Here is an 18,851-nt window from a genome sequence, read left to right as displayed (position 1 = left end):
GCGGTTCCGAGCGGGTCAGCGGCGGGGCGGGTCGATGCGGGTGCCGTCCAGAGTGAAGATCATGAGGCGGGACAGGTCCACCGCGACCTTCGCCGCGTCCCCCGCCCGCCACATCGGCCGGTTGCCCAGCCGGACGATCAGGTCCGAGCGGCGGTGGAAGCCGCTGCCCACGTTCTGGCCGACCTGCTCCTGCTCCTCGTGCTCCTGCGTCCGCTGCGAGAACAGCCGCCGTACCATCCCGGACAGCCCGCCCGCGCCGTTGCGCTCGCCGTTCATGCGGGCGCGCGGGTCCGGCGGCTCGGGCACCGGCACGGCCGGCATGCCGCACTCCAGGTACGCCAGCCACTCGTGCCCGTGGTACTCCAGCGCCCGCACCCGCCCGTAGAAGGACGGCCCGTCGTACGACTCCGGCACCGGCGCCAGGCCGTCGGGACGCATGCCGACCAGCACCTGCCCGCCCGTGTGCTGAGAGATGGCGTACGCCCTGGGATCGCTCCAGGGCATCGTGAGCCGATGCGGGCCGAAGTCCAGCATGACGTACTGGTTCTGCGGCGTTCTGACACCGGCCGCCAACAGGTTCAACTGCTGGGAGTTGAGGAAGGCCGCCACGAACGCCGTCGCTGGATCGTTGTAAATCTGGGCCGGAGTGCCGACGTCCTGAAGGACGCCGCGATTCAGGATCGCGATCCGGTCGGCCAGGGTGAGCGCCTCGACCTGGTCGTGCGTGACGTAGATCGTGGTGACCCCGAGCGACCTGACCAGCGCGGAGATCTCCATGCGGAGTTCGGTGCGCATGCCCGCGTCGAGGTTCGACAGCGGCTCGTCCATGAGGAACAGCTTCGGCTGCCGGACGATCGCCCGGCCCATCGCCACGCGCTGCCGCTGGCCGCCTGACAGGGTGCCGGGGCGGCGGTCGAGCGTCTCGTCGATGTGCAGCGCCTTCGACAGCTCGGTGACGCGGTCGCGCACCATCGCCGGGTCCGACTTGGCGATCTCCAGGGGGAAGGCGATGTTCCCGCGTACGGTCCGGTGGGGGTAGAGGGCGCCGTTCTGGAACACCATGGCCACGTCGCGGTCGCGCGGTGGCAGGTGGTTGGCGAGCTGGCCGTCCAGCCAGAGATCACCTTCAGTGATCTCCTCCAGGCCGGCGATCATCCGCAACAGCGTGGACTTGCCGCAACCGGATGGACCGAGGAGGACGAGGAACTCGCCATCCTCGGCCTGAAGGCTCAACCGGTCGACTGCCAGGTAGCCGCCCGGATACACCTTGGTCACTTTGTCGAGAACGACCGAGCTCATGGGCTCACACCTTGCGCGCGTGTCACCTGTGACGAGGCTGATTGAAGAGGTAGTACATCGCGCCTTAACGCTGCATGTCCACCCTTGACATAAAGAATCTCATCCGCAGGGGTTTCGGCCAGGGGTTTTAGCTGCCCGTATACCCATAAATCCGGATACGAGGTGCATGGAAGGGCTTGCGTAAACTTGCCGCAAGGGCTTTCATGGTGCGGGAACCCGGGGGGAAATCCATGAGCATGTGGTGGCGTGACGCCGTGATCTACCAGGTCTACGTGCGCAGTTTCGCCGACGGCAACGGCGACGGCGTCGGCGACCTGATCGGCGTGCGTGATCGCCTGCCGTACCTGGTGGAGCTCGGTGTGGACGCCGTCTGGCTGACGCCCTTCTACACCTCGCCGATGGCCGACTTCGGCTACGACGTGGCCGACTACCGGGACGTCGACCCGCTGTTCGGCTCCCTGGCCGACGCCAAGGCGCTCATCGACGAGGCCCACGGCCACGGCCTGCGCGTCATCGTGGACGTCGTACCGAACCACACCTCGTCGGCGCACCCCTGGTTCCAGGCCGCGCTGCGCGGCGAGCGACGCGATCGTTACATCTTCCGCGACCGTCCCAACGACTGGGAGTCGATCTTCGGCGGCCCGGCCTGGACGCAGGTCGAGGACGGCCAGTGGTACCTGCACCTGTTCGACCCCGCCCAGCCGGACCTCAACTGGGACGACGACGAGGTGCGCGGCGAGTTCGAGTCGATCCTGCGCTTCTGGCTCGACCTGGGCGTGGACGGCTTCCGCGTGGACGTGGCGCACGGCATGGTCAAACCGCGCGGCCTGCCCGACATCGGCCATCCCCACCAGACCAGGATGATCGGCCGCGAACCGGTGCCGTACTTCGACAACGACGGCGTGCACGAGATCCACCGGGCGTGGCGGCGCGTGCTCGACTCCTACCCCGGCGAGCGCGTCGGCGTGGCCGAGGCGTGGGCGCCCACCGCCGAACGCCTGGCCATGTACGTCCGGCCCGACGAGCTGCACCAGGCCTTCAACTTCCACTACCTGTTCACCCCGTGGGACGCCGCCGAGCTGCGCGCGGTGATCGACTCCTCGCTCGCCACGGCCGGCTCCGTGGGCGCGCCCACCACCTGGGTGCTGTCGAACCACGACGTCAAGCGGCACGTCACCCGCTACGGCAGCCTGGCCAGGGCCCGCGCCGCCGCGCTGCTGACGCTCGCGCTGCCCGGCTCGGCCTACGTCTACCAGGGCGAGGAGCTGGGCCTTCCCGAGGTGCTCGACCTGCCGGAGGAGGTGTGCCAGGACCCGCAGCGGCTGCGCGACCCCGACAGCGGGCGCGACGGCTGCCGCGTGCCGCTGCCGTGGACCCGCGAGCTCGGCTGGCGCGACCCGTGGCTGCCGATCCCGGCCGACTGGTCCGAGCTCAGCGTCCAGGCCCAGGACGGCGCCACGGGCTCCACCCTGGAGCTCTACCGCGCCGCGCTGCGCCTGCGCCGATCCCTGGACGGCGACCTGGTCTGGCACGACTCGCCCGAGGGCACACTGGTCTTCTCCCGCGGCGACGTGCTGTGCACCGTCAACCTGACCGGCGCGCCCGTCGACTTCGGCGTCGAGGGCGAGCCGCTGCTCGCCTCCGATGTCCCGGGAGCAGCCGATTCGGCCGCCTGGTGGAAAGTAAAGTGTGTTCCATGAACGGTCACGCTCGCCTAGCCGACATCGCCGCCCAGGCCGGGGTGAGTGAGGCCACGGTCAGCCGGGTCCTCAACGGCAAGCCCGGCGTCTCGGCCGGCACCCGCCAGGCGGTGATGACGGCCCTCGACCTCATGGGCTACGAGCGGCCGCCCCGGCTCAGGCAGCGCAGCAACGGGCTCATCGGGCTCGTGACGCCCGAGCTGGACAACCCGATCTTCCCGGCGTTCGCGCAGGCCATCGAGAAGGCGCTGACCCAGCACGGCTACACGCCCGTGCTGTGCACCCAGCTCCCCGGCGGCGCCCCCGAGGACGAGTTCACCGAGCTGCTGGTCGACCGCGGTGTCAGCGGCATCGTCTTCGTCTCCGGCCTGCACGCCGACACCACCGCCCGGATGGACCGCTACACCCGCCTGATCGACCGCGGCCTGCCGATCGTGCTGGTCGACGGCTACAGCGAGCACATCGACGCGCCCTTCATCTCGCCCGACGACCGCCTCGCGGCGCGGCTGGCCGTCCAGCACCTGGTCGACCTCGGCCACGAACGCGTCGGGCTCGCCCTCGGGCCGCGCCGGTTCGTCCCGGTGATCAGGAAGATCGAGGGCTACAAGCAGGCCATGGCCCACCTGCTCGGCGCCACCGACGTCGACGACCTGATCTCCCACTCGCTGTTCTCGGTCGAGGGCGGGCAGGCCGCCGCCGCGCAACTCCTGGCCCGCGGGTGCACCGGGATCGTCTGCGCGAGCGACCTGATGGCGCTCGGGGCGATCCGGGCGTGCCGGCAGATGGGGCTGTCGGTGCCGGGCGACGTGTCGGTGGTCGGGTTCGACGACTCGCCGCTGATCGCGTTCACCGACCCGCCGCTGACCACCGTGCGCAAGCCGATCGGGGCGATGGCCTCGGCCGCCGTGCAGACACTCCTGGAAGAGATCAGCGGCGCGCCGGCCAAGCACGTCGAGCTGATCTTCCAGCCGGAGCTCGTCGTCCGCGGCTCCACAGGTTCCGGGCCGCTGGTCAACCGCTGACAGCGCATTCTGAAAGGTTGATCGACCGTTGACGCCTGACGTGCTGGTCCTCGGCGGCGCCGGGGTGGACACCACTGTCTATGTGCCCACCCTGCCGCTGCCGTACAAGGACACCTACCATGTGCCGCCCGTCGTCGACCGCATCGGCAACACCGGGGCGGGGGTCGCCCTCGGCTGCCACGCGCTGGGGCTCGACGTCGCCTTCGCCGACCTCATCGGCGACGACCCGCAGGGCGCATTGATCCGGCACGCCCTGCGTGACGTCGACTGCAGGTGGGGCCCGGCCGAGGCGGGCACCCGGCGCAGCGTCCTGCTCGTCGGCCCCGACGGGCGGCGCACCTCCCTGCACGACCCCAAGGTCACACCGGGGGAGCGACTGCCCCGCGACCTGTACGCCGATTCGCGCCCCAGACACGTGCACGTCTCGATCATGGACTTCTGCCGCCACGTCTACCCCGACCTCGACGGCATCCCCATCTCCACCGACCTACACGACTGGGACGGCGTCGCCGACTACCAGAAGGACTTCGCCTACAACTCCGACCTGGTGTTCCTCTCGGCCACCGCCCTCGCCGACCCGGCCGCCACGATGCACGACATCCTCGCCAGGGGGCGCGCCCACACGGTCGTCTGCACGCGGGGCGCGGACGGCTGCCTCGTCCTGACCCGCGACTCGGCCTCCGTACGCGCCTTCCCCGCCGCGCCGCTGCCCGGCCCGGTGGCCGACAGCAACGGCGCGGGCGACGCCTTCGTCTCCGGCTTCCTGTACGGGGCTCTGAACGGTCGGTCGGTAGCCGAATGCGTCACACTGGGGGCTGTGGCGGGGGCGCACGGGTGCACGACCGAGGGCACCCACGAATCCCCGATCACCGAGAAACTCCTCCTAGCCAGAGCCTCCAACCTCTAGTCCCTCGTCCATCCCGCCGGGCTTCCACCGTTTCCCGCTGGTTCCTGCCGGTTCCCGTCGGTTCTCCGCCGTCCGTCTTGGTGGTGCCCGGCGGTGCACCGTCCCTGGCCATGCTGGCGGTCTCCGGCCGTCACCCGGCCGTCACCCGGCCGTCACCCGGCCGTCAGCGGGCCGTCACCTGGGCGGTGCCCGGCCCGGCAGTGCTGGGACCGTCCCCCGGGCACCCTGGCTGTCTTCCGACCATCCCCAGTGGTCTACAGCCGTCACCCCGGCGACCCCCGACGGTCCACGAGCATCCTCGGTGGTCTCCGGCCGTCCCGCCGGGCGGTTCCAGGCCTGGCGGTGCCTGGTCGTTCCCGGCGGTTCCTGCGCCGGCGGTGCCTGGCCGTTCTCGACGGTTCCCGGCCGTTTCCTGGGCAGTACCCGGCCCGCGGTCCTCGACCGTCCGCGAGCATCCTCGGTGGTCTCCGGCCGGGCTCGCCTGGCTGTCCCGCCTGGCTGTCCCGCCTGGCCGTCCCGCCTGGCGGTGCCCACCGGCTTCGGACGTCAGCCGCAGGGGAATGTCGCCTCGTCCACCTGGCCGGTGCTCCACACCGCCCGGAAGTCGCCCGGCGTGCTGCCGCGGCAGGTGTAGACGGCGGTGACGATGCCCACGCCGTTGCCGCCGCTGAAGACCGGCGTGCCGTTGCGGAAGACCTTGACGAACAGCCCGTGATCCAGAGTCTCGGGGACGCACTCGCCTTGGGCGACCACCCGCGCGGGCGCGGCAGCCGTGTACGACAGGTCGTGAGTGGCGAACCCGCACTTGAGCCCCGCAGCGGAGACGGCGGCCTGAGCAGGCACGGCCTGACCCGCGGCGAGCAACCCCACCGCCCCGGCGGCTGCGAGCACGAGGGCCGCAGCGCGGTGCCGTCCATGGCCTGGTCGACGTTCTGACATACGCGTTCCTTCCATCGTCCGAACCGGAACCGGCACGTCGCCGGCGCCAATCTGTAAGGCGTTCCAAGCCGTTCCATGCGGCCGGAGCGAGCGTGACTGTGACGAAGGTTCGGTAGATTTCGGGGCGAGAAGCCAGGGATTGTGAGGCAAGAGTGACGGATGAACGCGGCCCGCAGGTGACGAGTCGAGGAAGGCGGCCTCGTGCGTGGATGATCGTGCTGGCCGTGGTGGTGCTCCTGATCGATCAGGCGTCCAAGTTCTGGGCGATGTCGGCGTTGTCCGGCGGCGCGGAGATCACGGTGATCCCGCGGCTGCTTACATTGCGGCTGCTGCTCAACCCCGGAGCGGCGTTCTCCCTGGGTGAGGGCGTGACCTGGGTGTTCACCCTGGCGGCCGCCGGGGCGGTCGCCGGGATCCTGTACGCGGCCCGGCGGTTGAGCTCGCCGGCCTGGGCCGTCGTGCTGGGCGCGCTGCTCGGTGGGGCCACTTCCCACCTGCTCGACCGCCTCTTCCGCCCGCCCGCGTTCGCTCAGGGTCACGTGGTGGACTTCATCGACTACGGCGGGTTGTTCGTCGGCAACGTCGCCGACATCGCCCTGACCGGCGGGTGCGCCCTTCTGTTCCTGCTCAGCCTCCGTGGCATCCCCCTCGCAGGCGCACCCGGCGATGGACGCCTGTCCGCAGCGCAGGACCCCGCCTGATCGAACGGCCAGAGGCTGGGCGATGGGCGCCGCCGCCCAGCCTCCGCTCGCCCCCAGACTCCGCTCGCCGCCCAGTCTCCAGTTTCCAGTCCGCCGCCGGGCCTCCGCCTGCCGCCCAGCCTTCGGGCCTCCGCTCGCCCTTCGGGGCTGCCGCGCGGCCTGCGCTTGCCGCGCAGCCTCTGGACCCTGCCCAGACTTCGCCCGCCGCTGGGTATCCGGGGCGTAGGTCAGTTCCAGGGCAGGGACGTTGCAGGCGGTGTAGGCCACGTGCAGTCGGACCAGAAGAAGATCCGTTTGTCGAAGCCGTCGTCGATGTGGTCGCATCAGGTCTGATGCGTGTGGCCGGCGTCGGCGGTCGTCCAGGGGAGGACCGGAATGGCGCGGATGCCGCACAGGAGGAGGCCCAGGTCACGGGCGGGGCGTGACGTGCCAGATTGTGTTTCCAGCGTCGTCGGCGACCATTAAGCGGCCGTTCTTGCCCATGATCACGCCCACCGGCCGGCCGTACGTGGTGCTCTCGCCAGGTGCCGGCTTGAAGCCGGTCAGGAAGTCCAGGGGCTTGGCGCTGGGCATGCCGTCCTTGAAGGGAACGTACACCACTTTGTAGCCCACAGGATCGCCCCGGTTCCATGAGCCGTGTTCGGTGATGAAGGCGCCGCCGCGGTAGCGCTCGGGGAACGTGGGGCTGCCGGAGAAGGCCAGGCCGAGCGAGGCTGTATGGGCGCCGAGGGCGTAGTCGGGGCGGAGGGCGCGGGCCACCATGTCGGGACGCTGCGGCTGGACCCGGTCGTCTACGTGACGACCCCAATAACTCCAGGGCCAGCCGTAGAAGTCGCCAGGGCGAACGCGTGTGAGGTAGTCGGGTGAGGCGTCGTCGCCCAAGAGATCGCGTTCGTTGACGACTGTCCAGAGTGTCTTGGAGTGGGGTTCGAGGTCCAGGCCGTTGGGGTTTCTGAGGCCGGAGGCCAGGATGCGCTCTCCGCTGCCGTCAGGGTTGATCTCCAGGACGGCGGCGCGCCGTCGTTCGGCCTCCAGGCCGTGTTCCGCCGCGTTGCTGGACGAGCCGACCGTGAGGTAGAGCTTGGTGCCGTCGGGGGCGGCGAAGAGGTTACGGGTCCAGTGGTTGTTGTAGCCGCCGGCCGGCAGGTCGAGGATCTTCTTGCCGGGGTCGGTGACGCGGGTCTCACCCAGCTTGTACGGAAAGCGCCAAACACCGTCCGTGCCCGCGACGTAGAAGGCCGCCTGGGTGCCGTTCGGGGCCTCCGGGCCGAGCGTGTACGGCGCGGACGCGGCCAGCAGCGCCATCCCGAACGGCTGGTTGAGGTTCTCCAGGAACACACTGCGGAAGTCCGCCACGCCGTCGCCGTCGGTGTCGCGCAGCAGCGTGATCCGGTTGGCACTACGTTCGGTGGTCGAGCCGTCATTGCGGCGCAGCCAGTAGAAGAGCCTCATGATCGGGGATTCCGGGTCTTTGGGCAGGGTGGCCGACTCGGCCACGAGCACGTCGCCGTTGGGCAACTCGTAGAGCCAACGGGGATGCTCCAACTCGCCCGCGAACCGGGTGACCGCGAACCCGGCCGGTGCCGTCGGCGCTCTGCCGGAAGGCCAGCCGACCACGTCGGGGGCGTTGACCTTGGGGATGGGGAACGTCTCGCGCTCCCCGAGCGCGGGCTCGGAACCCAGCTGAGCGGCTGTCTGCGGCGCTCCGCCCCGGTTCACCGCATAGGCGGCGCCGGCCACTGCGAGGAGCACGAGCAAGAGGAGTACGAGCAGAGCTCGTAGCAGGATTCGGCGTCGTGGGCGGCGCGGGGTCGTCGCCGGTGCTGTCACTTCGGAGGTCGTGGACACCGGCTTGTCTCCCCGTGAGCGGCTGATCGCTGATGGATGACTGGACGGCACGTGAGAACGGCAGCCAAGGATCCTCTCCTCTCGGATAAGCTGTCCGGAGTTAACGGCCGTTAGATTTCTAACATGTGTTAAGCGCGAGGTCAATTCCGATGCTCACCCGTCACAAGATCCTGGAAGCCGGCCTGGAGGTCCTCGAGGCGGACGGCGCCCACGGCATAAGCATGCGTAAGCTGGCCAAACGTCTCGATGTGACGGCGACGGCGATCTATCACTACTTCGACGGGCGTGAGTCGCTGCTCGAGGCCATCGTGGACGAGGTGTGCAGCAACATCGTCTCTCGGGCCCCGCGCGAGGGGGGATGGAAGGATCAGCTGCGCGGGCTCATGGATTCGATGGTCAGGCAGTCGCTGGAGCACCCCAGGGCCTCGGTCTGGTCCATCACCACGTACGCCCGACGTGCGCCCGTGATGAGCCTCCACGAAGCCATCTTCGGGATCCTCCTGGACGCGGGCTTCCCTCCTGACCAGGCCGATCACGTGAAGGGGGCGGTTCTGCGCGTGTGCGTCGGGCATCTCGTCCTGCACGAGGCCGCCGCCAGGGACTGGACCGAGCTCCCCGCCGACAAGTATCCGCACTATCGCGCGGTCGAGGCCGCGCGGCGGCGGGCCGACCAGGTCGAACACTTCAGGTTCGCGCTCGACGCGGTCCTCGCCGGACTGCCCGACCCGAACCATGGGGGCGAACCCGCTGCTTGACGCCCTGCGCGCGTGCCTCCGCCCGATGTGACCGCAAGCTGAGGCTGGTCGCGGTGCTGGGTTAACGAGTGTTAGAGTTCTGTCCGGCGCCGCTTCCAGCCGGGCGGAGCCAAGGGGGCGTCCCGATGAGAGGAGGCATGAACGATGACTGGAGGTTTCTCGCAGAGGGCGGAGGCCGAAGGTGGTTCGGGGCACGGGCGCGGGGTAAGGCCACCGTTGGCGCGGACGCGGCCCAGAAACGCCTTCGAGGTGCAGCGTGACCGAGAGCAGCAGCGGATTAACGACCGCCGAACACAGCGCCCAGGTGCGCAAGGCTGCCACGGCAAGTGTGGTCGGCACCGCCATCGAGTGGTACGACTTCTTCCTCTACAACACGGCCGCCGCCGTGGTCTTCGCCGAGGTCTTCTTCCCCAAGTCCACGCCGTACGCGGGCACGCTGGCAGCCTTCGCGACCAACGCGGTGGGCTTCGCCGCCCGGCCCGTGGGAGCAGCGATCTTCGGCCACTGGGGCGACCGCATCGGCAGGAAGGCGACGCTCATCGTCACCCTTGCGATGATGGGCGTGGCCAGCGCGCTCATCGGCGTGCTGCCGGGCACCGACAGCATCGGTGTCGCCGCGCCGATCATCCTGGTGGTCCTGCGAGTCCTGCAGGGCATCGCGGTGGGCGGCGAGTGGAGCGGGTCGGTGCTGCTGTCGATGGAGTGGGGCGACCAGCGCAGGCGCGGGCTGATGGCGAGCTGGCCCCAAGTGGGCGTGCCCATCGGGCTGATCCTCGGCACCGGCGCGATGTCACTGCTGGCCACCACGACCGGCGACACGTTCAAGGACTGGGGATGGCGCGTGCCGTTCCTGGCCAGCTTGGTGCTGGTGGCGGTCGGGCTGTGGGTACGGCTGAGGGTGCTGGAGACCCCGATGTTCGCGCGGGTGCTGGAACGGCGGCAGGTGGTCAGGCTGCCGGTCGTCGAGGTGCTGCGCAGGCATCCCAAAGAGGTGGTGTTCAGCGCGTTGCTGCGCGTGTCGGAGCAGATGCCGTTCTACCTCTACACGACGTTCGCCATCACGTACGTCACCCAGCAGCTCGGCCTGTCCCGGACGGTCGCGCTGTCGGCGGTGACGTGTGCGGCGGCGGTGGAGCTCGTCGCGATCCCGTTCTTCGGGCATCTGAGCGACCGTGTCGGTCGCCGGCTCGTGTACGCGGTCGGCGCCGTCCTGCTGGCGGTGGTGGCGTTCCCGTACTTCGCGCTGCTCAACACCGGCATCGTGCTGGTGGTGTTCCTGACGATCATGATCACGCAGATCCAGCACGCCATGGAGTACGGCCCGCAGGCTTCGCTCATCGCCGAGAGCTTCCCGACCAGCCTCAGGTACGGCGGCGCGGGCCTCGGGTATCAGCTCGCCTCGATCATCGCCGGTGGTCCGGCACCGTTGATCGCGACGTGGCTGCTGCACGACTACGGCTGGCAGGCCATCGCGATCTTCATGATCGTCGGGGCGGTGGTCGGGTTCGTCGCCACGCTGCTTCTGCCCGATCGATCCAGGATCGACATCTCCCAGCCTTCGGCCTACAAGACGAGCTGAGCGGCCCTTCTCGCGCTTTTCATGATTTGATAGCACCATTGATGGATTCGGGGCGACGGGGGATGAGTGCGTCATGAGCGTCGTGGTGTGCGGTGAGGCGATGCTGCTGATGCTGGCCGAGCCCGGCGTCCCGCTGGAGCGTGCGACGGTCTTCCGCCGCTCGATCGCGGGTGCGGAGTCGAACGTGGCCGCCGGGTTGGCCAGGCTCGGCCACGACGTGCGCTGGCTCGGCCGGGTCGGCGCGGATCCGGCGGGCCGGGCGGTCCTGTCCATGCTCCGGGCCGAGGGGGTCGACACCCGGCACGCTGTCGTCGACCCGGGTGCGCCGACCGGTCTGCTGGTCCGCGACAGCCATCCCTACCGGGCCATCGACGTGCAGTATTACCGGGCGGGAGCCGCCGCATCCAGGCTGACGCCCGACGAGCTGACGCCAGAGATGATGAGTGGTACGAAGATCGTTCACATCACGGGGATCACTCCGATGTTGTCCGATTCCGCACACCTGGCGACTCTGCGACTGCTGGAGCTGGCCGGGCAGGCCGGGGCGCTGATCTCCATCGACCCGAACATCCGGTACAAGCTGGGCGAGCCCGCGGTGTGGCGCGAGCGGGTGGCGCCGCTGCTGGCCAGGGCGGACGTGGTGCTGGCCGGCGAGGACGAGCTCGACCTGCTCCAGGTGGACCCTGCGACGCTGCCCGGATTGACCGTGGTCAAGCACCGCGACAAGTCCGCCACGTGCGCGGGGTTGCGGCAGGAGGCGTTCACGGTGCCGGTGACGGATCCCGTGGGGGCGGGGGACGGGTTCGCCGCGGGATTCCTGTCGGGGATGCTGCGTGGCGAGCCGTACGAGGTGTGCCTGCGCGAGGCGGCGGCAGTGGCGGCGCTCGTCGTCCAGTGCGCCGCCGACACCGACGGTCTCCCGGACAGGGAGGGGCTGGACCGGGCCCTGGCCGCTTTCACTGGACACGCCGAAACGGTCCATCGATAGTCGCAAACCAGCCGAGATGCTCCGCCGCGATGAGCGTCCCCGCTGCCCATGAGGGGGTGCTACTGATCATGAACGTGTCGAGATTGTCCGCTACGAACGTGGGTCTGTCGAAGGCGGTCCAGTACGAAGCACGGGTCCGCCACAGGTGGCTCGTAGCTCTGATGCCGGCCTGCAAATGGTGTGCGCGGTGATGAGGAGCCTGCGGCAACTGGCCACCTGTATCGCAAGGGCCTGTCGAAGAACGCGAATCGCGAGCCTGCTGGAGGCGGTTTGTCCGCATGCGTGAGGTGGTCCATGCACGCCTCGATGAGTAGGCAATCCGAAGGCAGAACCCGTGGAGGGGCTGTCGGTCCGAAGGGCGTGTACGTGGGAAGCGAGCCAGCGTAGGACGCGAACCTATGGCGAGGGGATCTGTACCAGGCTTCATGCACCTGAACGACATGCCATTGGCAGGCAGGCGAGCGCCGTACAGGTGGTTCACCCGACGGAGGGTGAGCGCCATGGAGGCGGCTCTCCTGAAGGAGGGCACGCCGAAGGGGCCGTCGGTGGGGCGACGAGTTCGGCCAGTGCGGTTCGTGCGAAGGCGGGCGGGGGCGGGTAGCCGGGGGTCGTCCGTCATCGCCGAGGGCGGCTTGCCGTAGCCGTTCATTGATGAGGAAACCAGAGAAGGGAAGTCATGTATCGCTGGGAGATCGTCCAGGCCGTCACGGAGCAACGTGTGTTCGGCATCGTCCGGGCCGCCGCGCCCGAGGCGGCGCTGACGGCGGCCGAAGCCGTGCTGGACGCCGGGCTTCGTGCCGTCGAGGTCGCGCTCACCACCCCCCGTGCCCTCAGTGCCGTGGCCAGGCTCACCGAACAGCGCCCTGACGCGCTGGTCGGGGCGGGGACCGTGCTCGACGCGGCCGCAGCCAGGGCTGCCGTGGAGGCCGGCGCCCGCTTCCTGGTCTCGCCCGGCCTGCACCCCGACGTGATCCGCGCCGGGCACCGATACGGCGTGCCGGTCTTCCCGGGCGCGGCCACCCCGACAGAGATGGTCCGTGCCCTGGAAGAGGGGGCGGACGCGGTCAAGATCTTCCCGGCGTCGGGGATGTCGCCGTCCTGGCTGCGGGACGTGCGGGCGGCCCTGCCACAGGTACCCGCGATCCCCACCGGCGGCGTGACCGTGGACGACGCGCCCGAATGGATCGCGGCCGGTGCAGTGGCCTGTGGCATGGGCTCGGCGCTGACCTCAGGTGGCCCAGATGCCGCGGGCGAGCGGGTGGCGGCTCTGCTGGCCGGGCTGGCACGGGCCCGATGAGCGTGGAGACGCTACGGGGCCTGCACGGCCAGGTGCTCGACGCGGTCGGCAGATCGTTGGCGGGCGGGGAGATCCGCGCCGGGCAGGTGCTGCGCCTGGAGGACGTCCAGGAGCGGTACGGGGTCTCCCGGACCGTCGCGCGCGAGGCCGTTCGCGTGCTGGAGTCGAAGCGCGTGGTCACCAGCCGTCCTCGTGTCGGTGTCACCGTACGGCCGATGAGCGCCTGGAACCTCTACGATCCCCAGGTGATCCGCTGGCGGCTGGCCTCGCCGGGGCGCGAGGCGCAGCTGCGTGAGCTGGCCGAACTGCGCGCCGCCATCGAGCCTGCCGCCGCCGCGCTGGCCGCCGCCAGGCCCGACGCCGGCGTGCGGGACGAACTGGCGGCCCACGCCCATGCCATGGACGCCGCCGCCCGCGACGGTGACAGCCAGGCTTACGTCACGGCTGACGCGGCCTTCCACCGGGTGATGCTGACCGCGTCGGGCAACGGCATGTTCGCCCAGCTCGCCGAGGTGACCGAGGTGCTGCTCGAAGCCAGGCGCGAGCTGCTGCTCCTCCCCGAACGCCTGGAGACGACCGCCCTCGGACTCCACCACGAGATCGCGGAGGCGGTCGCGGCCGGGCGGCCCGCGGAGGCCGCGCAGGCCGCGGCGGATATCGTCGGACGAGCCCGCGCCGAGGTCGAGCAGATCCTGGAAGACAGCAGAGTGCACGTCACGGAGGGTCCCCGATGAGCGTCGCCATCCATGTCGGCCCTGAGCCGGTGCCCGTGCTGGTAGACGCCGTACGGCGATCGGGTGGCAGCGTCGTGCCGCTGGAGGAGGCCGAGGCGATCGTCTACTACGGGCGCGGCGGTCCCGAGGAGCTGCGGTCCATGATCCATGACGGCATCCGGTGGGTGCAACTGCCCGCGGCGGGCGTCGAGCGGTACGCCGAGGCCGGAGTGATCACGGAGGAACCCGTCTTCACCGCCGCCACCGGCTCCTACGGCGTGCCCGTCGCCGAGCACGCGCTGGCGCTCATGCTGGCCGCGGCCCGGAATCTACCACGGCTGGCCAGGGCCACTGAGTGGGGAAGCAACGAGTCGAAGGAGTTCGCCGGCTCGACGGTCGCGATCATCGGGAGCGGGGGCATCGGTCGGGCGCTCATCAGGATGCTGGAGCCGTTCGGCTGCCCGGTGATCGCGGTCACCGACAGTGGCCGGGCGCCCGGTGCGCACCGAATCCTGCCTCGTGCCCGCTATCGGGAGGCGCTGCCGGGGGCCGCGTACGTCGTCCTCGCAGCGGCCACCACGCCGAGCACCAGGGGCATGATCGGTGCTCCCGAGCTTGACCTGATGCGTACGGATGCCTGGCTGGTCAACATCGCACGCGGCGCGCTCGTCGTGACCTACGACCTGGTGGCGGCGCTGCGGGAGGGGCGGATCGGTGGTGCTGCGCTGGACGTCACCGACCCGGAGCCGCTGCCGTCCGGGCATCCGTTGTGGCACATGGAGAACGTCCTGATCACGCCGCACACTGCGAACCCGCCATCGTCGTACTGGCGGGGCCTGGCCGAACGGGTGGCCGCGAACGTGCGCCACTTCGCCGACGGCGCTCCGCTGGAAGGTGTGGTTTCGGCGGAGCAGGGGTTCTGAGAGGGGGCAGCGGCCGGCTACCACCAGAACGGCTCAGCCCCCTTGTCCAGGGCCTGATGTCTTCAATCGCGCTGCCATTCCATCCCACCGCCAATCGCCCTGGTTCCCCAGAAAGGCCCACGTCAGCCCGACAACGCCACACGCCCTGACAACGTTTCATGCCCCTCCCGAACGGCCCGCACCCCCGCCCGGTAACGGCCCGCACCTCGCCCGATGACGGCCCGCGCCCTCACCTCGGCAGCGGCCCGCGGCCCGGGCGACAGCCCGATCCAGAATTCGTCTTTTAGCGAGCCCACGATGCCACTCCACGGCCGCCAATTGGCCGGCCTCCCTCCCCCTTTCAAGGAGCCCACCCCCTCAAGCGGCGGTTCGAGGTCGGCCTGAGGATGGTTCGCGCTCCTAACGGGCGTTCGTGTTCCGCCTGAGGATGGCCGACGCTCTCCAGCGGCGGTGCAAGCTCCACCTGAGGATGGCCCACACCCCTAGCGGCGGTTCGAGCTCCGCCCGAGAATTGCCCACGCCCCCAGCGGCGGTCCGTGTTCCGCCTGAGAAAGTTCACCCCCGATGGCGGTCCATGCTCCGTCCGAGAACGGGCTACGCCTTCCGGGGACGGCGCCCGCACTTCAGGGACGCCTCCGGTACTCATTCGAATGGGTAAGTCGCTTTGGGTGAGCGGTCAGTCCAGGGTTACTCGGGCTCCGGCGCTCAGGTCTGAGTCGTGTACCTCAAGGCCCGCAGGCTCGGCGCTTCTTGGCAGATCGAACACCAGGGTGCCGGTGAAGGACTGGCCGGGGGCGATGCGGACCGGGGTGACCTCGGTGCCACTCTCGTCCAGGAGTTTGCCCCCGCCGTGCAGGGCCTCGTCCGCGTCGATCAGCTTCTGCTGGCCGGGGTTGAGGACGTGGGCATCGGGGCCGACGTTGTTCACCTTCACCGTGATCTGACAGGTGCGACGGGAGGCCGACTTTGCGGGCTTGAGGCACTTTGTGCCGGTTACCGCGAACTTCAGCTTCCCGTCCTGGACCGGGCCATCCTCGCCCATGGCGGGGGAGCGGAAGATCCAGGCCAGGGCGGCCAGCACCACCACGAGCAGGACGATCGCGATCACCAGTGCGGTCACGCAGCCGGTGAACACGCCGCGTTTGGGGCGCCGTGGCACGTACCCGGGGAGCGGTCCCTGGCCTGTGGTGTGCGGCGGTAGGGGGCCCTGGCCGGTGGTCTGGTGGTGGGGGAGCGGGATGTTGCCGGTCCGGTCCGCGGGAGGCGGCATCTGCGGCGCGCGAGGCCCGGGGTGCTCCGTCGGGGCGGGCATGGGCGGGCGCGGGCCGGTGCGTTCGGCCACGGGGGGCATGTGCGGTGGGCGGGGGCCGGTGCGTTCGGCTGCGGAGGGTGTCTGTGGCGGGCGGGGGCCGGTGCGTTCGGCGGGCGGTGGCATGGGGGACCGCTGTCCGGGGTGCTCCATGCCCGAAGGCATCGGGGACCGCTGTCCCATGTGCTCTGACCCGGAGGGCATGGGCGGGCGTGGGTCGGCGTGTTCTGCACCGAAAGCCCCGGGCGGGCGCGGGCCTGTGCGCTCGGCTGCGGAGGGCATCTGGGCAGCCTGGGGGCCCGCGTGGTCGGCGGGAGATGGCGTCTGCGGTGCGCCTGGCCCGGCGTAGTCCGCTGGGGTGGGCATGGGCGGGCGCGGGCCGGTGCTCTCGGCCGGTGGCGGCATGTGGGGCGGCCGTTCGGCCGGGGGCGGCATCGGGGGGCGGGAGCCCGTGCGTTCGGATGGAGGGGGGATCGGGGGGCGGGCGCTCGTCGGGGAGGGGAGCGGGGGGCGGGGGCCGGTCCGTTCGGCGGGTGGGGTCATGGGGCCGAGGGGGCGGAAGTCCGACGGGTTCCAGGCGTTGGTGAGGTGTTCGGTGGCCGCCAGCTGCGCCGCGGGCTCGTCGGCCGCCCCCACCAGTTCCAGCAGGAGCTGCTTGGCCGCGGGCCGGCGCGCCGGGTCGGGGTGGATGGCCGCCGCGACCAGCCGGTCGAGGGGGGCGGGCAGTCCGCGCAGGTCCGGCGGCGCGGTGCGGGCCCGCGCCGCCATCACGTACGCGTCCCCCTCCCCGAACGGATGCCCGCCGAGCCCCGCGTACGCGATCAGCGACCCCCAGGCGAACACGTCACCGGCCGGGCTCGTGTGCCCCTCGAAGACCTGCTCGGGAGCGATCCAGCCGGGCGTGCCCATCACCATGCCGGCGTTCGTGTGCCGGGATGCGACGTGGGTGGAACGCGCCAGGCCGAAGTCGATCACCCGCGGCCCGGCCAGCGTCAGCATGACGTTGGCGGGCTTGAGGTCGCGGTGGACCAGCCCGGCGGCGTGGATGGCGGTCAGCGCCGCCGCCACGCCCACGGCCGCCGAGTGCAGCACGGACGGCGACAGCGCGCCGTGCTCGATCAGCTGGTCCTCCAGCGAGATGCCGTCGATGTACTCGGTGACCAGGTAGAGGACGCCGTGCTCCTCGCCGTGGTCGAGCACCCGCGCGGTGCAGAACGAGGCCACCTTGCGCGCGTTGGACACCTCTTCGTGGAAGCGCGCCCGGTAGACCGGGTCGGCCGTGAAGTCTCGTCTGATGGCCTTGAGCGCGACCTTGACCCGGTCGGCGCCCCTGGCGAGGTAGACGGTGCCCATGCCACCCGAGCCGAGACGGCTCACCAGCTCGTAGGGGCCGATCGCCGGCGGATCCTCAGGCTTCAGCGGAGTGCCTGCCGAGCGCCCCACGGTCGCTGTCCTCTCGCCGTCGTCATCCCGTCGCAAACCGAACCGTTTCTCCCGCCGGTACGCCTTTTTCTCCCCCAGACTCTAACGGAGAAGCCGCGGCCCGGTGGCGACGAAGACCGGTCAGCTCTGGCCCGGACGCCGCTTCAGCGGCCGCATCGTCACCCGCAGGCGCGCGGCGTTGAGCGTCGGGGGCAGCGGGCGGTGCGGCGACAGCGGCCGGCCGGACGCCTTCGGGCGTGCCGCGGCCAGGATCCCGCCCAGGAAGGCCGTGCCGACGCCGAGCATCAGGTGCACGCCGTCGCAGCGCGGCAGGGCCCACCATTCGTCGGCGGCGGTGCCGTCGAGCCAGATCTCGGGGGCGAAGGAGTCGGCGTAGTGGAGGCGGGGGCTGCGCTGGTGGGGGGCGAAGGGCAGGATCACGTGGGTGCCGGCGGGCACCGGGACGCCGTACCAGTCGGTCTCCTCGGTGGTGACCCGGGACAGGGCCGGGACCGGCGGCCACAGGCGCAGGCCCTCGCGCAGGCAGGCGCGCAGGTAGTCGGGGTCGGCGCGGGCGCACTTGCGCTGGGCGGGGTAGGTGGCCAGCAGGGCGAGGGTGCGCATGAGGCTCGCGGCGGTCACGCTGAAGCCGAGCAGCCAGAACGCCGCCTGCCGCAGGCCGCGCGCCTCCGGTCCGCTGGTCTCGGCGAGCAGGCCGGCGAGGGTGCCGGGCTCGGCGCGGCGCAGGTGGTCGAGGATGCGGGCGTCGTAGCGGCCGGACAGGATCTCCTGGCGGCGTCTGGCCCGGCCTCTGCCCGCCCGTCTGACCTGGGCGAGCAGCGCGCTCAGCTCCTCGTCGCCGGCCGCGCCCGCGCCGTAGACGCAGCGCCGCGCCACCCGCTGCCAGCACGCCTCCAGCCGGGTGTAGTCGACCACGCCGTCCGTCAGCGCCGCCGCCTCCTCGCGTGCGACCTCGGCGAACGCCGGCCGCAGCACGTCGTAGGGCAGGCCGGCGGCCCGCGTGCGCACGGCGGGGACGAAGGCGGGCTCCGACAGCACGCGCTCGGCGTCCCGCCGGGACAGCACGACCAGCGCCGTGCGGCGCGGGCCGCGGACGAGCACGGGACGGCCGCCGTACCGGACGTGCAGGCCGGTCAGCAGGGAGCGGGAGCGCAGCAGGTCGAGCCCGGCCGTCGCGTGCGGCGTGCCCGGCGGCAGGAGGGCGGCGGCCAGGCGCAGGCTCTCCAGCACGGTGGCCCTGTGCAGGCCTCTAGGCACGCGTGCCCTCCCGGGGGCCGGCCGGCGCCCGCGTGCCCGGGGGCGCCGGGGGCTGGCCTCGCCGGGCCGCGGACGCCTCCTCGGCGGCCGGAACGGGAAGGAAGTTCATGGGCTCATGCGATCGCCCGTCCGCCGGTCGCGCAAGCGGGAGTCTCGCTGGGCGGAACGTTT

The 18,851-nt window shown here is 70.9% G+C and carries 15 protein-coding genes; 10 read left to right on the top strand and 5 right to left on the bottom strand.

Annotated elements, in window-relative coordinates; genetic code table 11:
- Positions 1 to 15 precede the first annotated feature (15 nt).
- The gene (locus tag ACIHAD_RS16235) at positions 16 to 1,299 is read right to left on the bottom strand and encodes an ABC transporter ATP-binding protein (RefSeq protein ID WP_397355227.1); all 1,284 of its coding nucleotides are present in this window, start codon (positions 1,297 to 1,299) and stop codon (positions 16 to 18) included.
- 230 nt (positions 1,300 to 1,529) lie between these two features.
- Here ACIHAD_RS16235 and ACIHAD_RS16230 point away from each other — a divergent pair, with 230 nt between their 5' ends.
- The 3 genes from ACIHAD_RS16230 to ACIHAD_RS16220 are packed head-to-tail and all read left to right on the top strand — an operon-like array spanning position 1,530 to position 4,928.
- Entirely contained in the window at positions 1,530 to 2,999 is a 1,470-nt protein-coding gene (locus ACIHAD_RS16230) for a glycoside hydrolase family 13 protein (RefSeq protein ID WP_397355226.1), read from the top strand.
- Positions 2,996 to 4,021, top strand: coding sequence for a LacI family DNA-binding transcriptional regulator (locus ACIHAD_RS16225; protein ID WP_397355225.1), 1,026 nt, complete (start codon positions 2,996 to 2,998; stop codon positions 4,019 to 4,021). The genes ACIHAD_RS16230 and ACIHAD_RS16225 overlap by 4 nt, the downstream gene beginning before the upstream one ends.
- 28 nt (positions 4,022 to 4,049) lie before the next feature.
- Positions 4,050 to 4,928, top strand: a complete 879-nt coding sequence (locus tag ACIHAD_RS16220; protein ID WP_397355224.1) for a carbohydrate kinase family protein — start codon at positions 4,050 to 4,052, stop codon at positions 4,926 to 4,928.
- A 546-nt stretch (positions 4,929 to 5,474) separates the two neighbouring features.
- On the opposite strand, the gene ACIHAD_RS16215 is transcribed toward ACIHAD_RS16220, so the two are convergent.
- Positions 5,475 to 5,867, bottom strand: a complete 393-nt coding sequence (locus ACIHAD_RS16215) for a hypothetical protein (RefSeq protein WP_397355223.1) — start codon at positions 5,865 to 5,867, stop codon at positions 5,475 to 5,477.
- Positions 5,868 to 6,076: 209 nt separating this feature from the next.
- Here ACIHAD_RS16215 and ACIHAD_RS16210 point away from each other — a divergent pair, with 209 nt between their 5' ends.
- Complete coding sequence (locus ACIHAD_RS16210; RefSeq protein WP_397355222.1) at positions 6,077 to 6,568, top strand: signal peptidase II; 492 nt, start codon at positions 6,077 to 6,079, stop codon at positions 6,566 to 6,568.
- 408 nt (positions 6,569 to 6,976) lie between these two features.
- Here the strand turns inward: ACIHAD_RS16210 and ACIHAD_RS16205 are convergent, their stop codons facing one another.
- On the bottom strand, positions 6,977 to 8,320 hold the full coding sequence (locus tag ACIHAD_RS16205; protein WP_397355221.1) for a PQQ-dependent sugar dehydrogenase: 1,344 nt from the start codon (positions 8,318 to 8,320) through the stop codon (positions 6,977 to 6,979).
- Positions 8,321 to 8,565: 245 nt separating this feature from the next.
- Here ACIHAD_RS16205 and ACIHAD_RS16200 point away from each other — a divergent pair, with 245 nt between their 5' ends.
- The 6 genes from ACIHAD_RS16200 (at position 8,566) to ACIHAD_RS16175 (ending at position 14,671) form a co-directional block, all read left to right on the top strand.
- Positions 8,566 to 9,171, top strand: a complete 606-nt coding sequence (locus ACIHAD_RS16200) for a TetR/AcrR family transcriptional regulator (protein WP_397355220.1) — start codon at positions 8,566 to 8,568, stop codon at positions 9,169 to 9,171.
- Positions 9,172 to 9,427: 256 nt separating this feature from the next.
- Positions 9,428 to 10,750, top strand: a complete 1,323-nt coding sequence (locus ACIHAD_RS16195) for an MFS transporter (RefSeq protein ID WP_397355219.1) — start codon at positions 9,428 to 9,430, stop codon at positions 10,748 to 10,750.
- 73 nt (positions 10,751 to 10,823) lie between these two features.
- On the top strand, positions 10,824 to 11,738 hold the full coding sequence (locus ACIHAD_RS16190; RefSeq protein WP_397355218.1) for a sugar kinase: 915 nt from the start codon (positions 10,824 to 10,826) through the stop codon (positions 11,736 to 11,738).
- Between the two features lie 676 nt (positions 11,739 to 12,414).
- Positions 12,415 to 13,035, top strand: a complete 621-nt coding sequence (locus ACIHAD_RS16185; protein WP_397355217.1) for a bifunctional 4-hydroxy-2-oxoglutarate aldolase/2-dehydro-3-deoxy-phosphogluconate aldolase — start codon at positions 12,415 to 12,417, stop codon at positions 13,033 to 13,035.
- Entirely contained in the window at positions 13,032 to 13,769 is a 738-nt protein-coding gene (locus tag ACIHAD_RS16180) for a FadR/GntR family transcriptional regulator (protein ID WP_397355216.1), read from the top strand. The genes ACIHAD_RS16185 and ACIHAD_RS16180 overlap by 4 nt, the downstream gene beginning before the upstream one ends.
- Entirely contained in the window at positions 13,766 to 14,671 is a 906-nt protein-coding gene (locus ACIHAD_RS16175) for a D-isomer specific 2-hydroxyacid dehydrogenase family protein (protein WP_397355215.1), read from the top strand. The genes ACIHAD_RS16180 and ACIHAD_RS16175 overlap by 4 nt, the downstream gene beginning before the upstream one ends.
- Before the next feature lie 676 nt (positions 14,672 to 15,347).
- Here ACIHAD_RS16175 and ACIHAD_RS16170 read toward each other — a convergent pair.
- Together ACIHAD_RS16170 and ACIHAD_RS16165 are read right to left on the bottom strand one after the other, a co-directional pair.
- A complete protein-coding gene (locus ACIHAD_RS16170) occupies positions 15,348 to 17,423 on the bottom strand; it encodes a protein kinase (protein ID WP_397355214.1) in 2,076 nt (691 codons plus the stop codon).
- Between the two features lie 120 nt (positions 17,424 to 17,543).
- A complete protein-coding gene (locus ACIHAD_RS16165; RefSeq protein WP_397355213.1) occupies positions 17,544 to 18,680 on the bottom strand; it encodes a cytochrome P450 in 1,137 nt (378 codons plus the stop codon).
- Between the last annotated feature and the right edge of the window lie 171 nt (positions 18,681 to 18,851).

Origin of the sequence: Nonomuraea sp. NPDC052265, from assembly GCF_044547985.1 — a bacterium.
Taxonomy (GTDB): domain Bacteria; phylum Actinomycetota; class Actinomycetes; order Streptosporangiales; family Streptosporangiaceae; genus Nonomuraea.
This window is presented reverse-complemented; position numbering and strand designations above follow the sequence as displayed.

Bases quoted from the DNA above. Each gene is read 5' to 3' on its own strand.
- ACIHAD_RS16200 (WP_397355220.1), top strand. From the start codon at position 8,566: ATGCTCACCCGTCACAAGATCCTGGAAGCCGGCCTGGAGGTCCTCGAG.
- ACIHAD_RS16190 (WP_397355218.1), top strand. From the start codon at position 10,824: ATGAGCGTCGTGGTGTGCGGTGAGGCGATGCTGCTGATGCTGGCCGAG.
- ACIHAD_RS16235 (WP_397355227.1), bottom strand. From the start codon at position 1,299: ATGAGCTCGGTCGTTCTCGACAAAGTGACCAAGGTGTATCCGGGCGGC.
- ACIHAD_RS16175 (WP_397355215.1), top strand. From the start codon at position 13,766: ATGAGCGTCGCCATCCATGTCGGCCCTGAGCCGGTGCCCGTGCTGGTA.
- ACIHAD_RS16230 (WP_397355226.1), top strand. From the start codon at position 1,530: ATGAGCATGTGGTGGCGTGACGCCGTGATCTACCAGGTCTACGTGCGC.
- ACIHAD_RS16225 (WP_397355225.1), top strand. From the start codon at position 2,996: ATGAACGGTCACGCTCGCCTAGCCGACATCGCCGCCCAGGCCGGGGTG.
- ACIHAD_RS16180 (WP_397355216.1), top strand. From the start codon at position 13,032: ATGAGCGTGGAGACGCTACGGGGCCTGCACGGCCAGGTGCTCGACGCG.
- ACIHAD_RS16215 (WP_397355223.1), bottom strand. From the start codon at position 5,867: ATGTCAGAACGTCGACCAGGCCATGGACGGCACCGCGCTGCGGCCCTC.
- ACIHAD_RS16210 (WP_397355222.1), top strand. From the start codon at position 6,077: ATGATCGTGCTGGCCGTGGTGGTGCTCCTGATCGATCAGGCGTCCAAG.
- ACIHAD_RS16185 (WP_397355217.1), top strand. From the start codon at position 12,415: ATGTATCGCTGGGAGATCGTCCAGGCCGTCACGGAGCAACGTGTGTTC.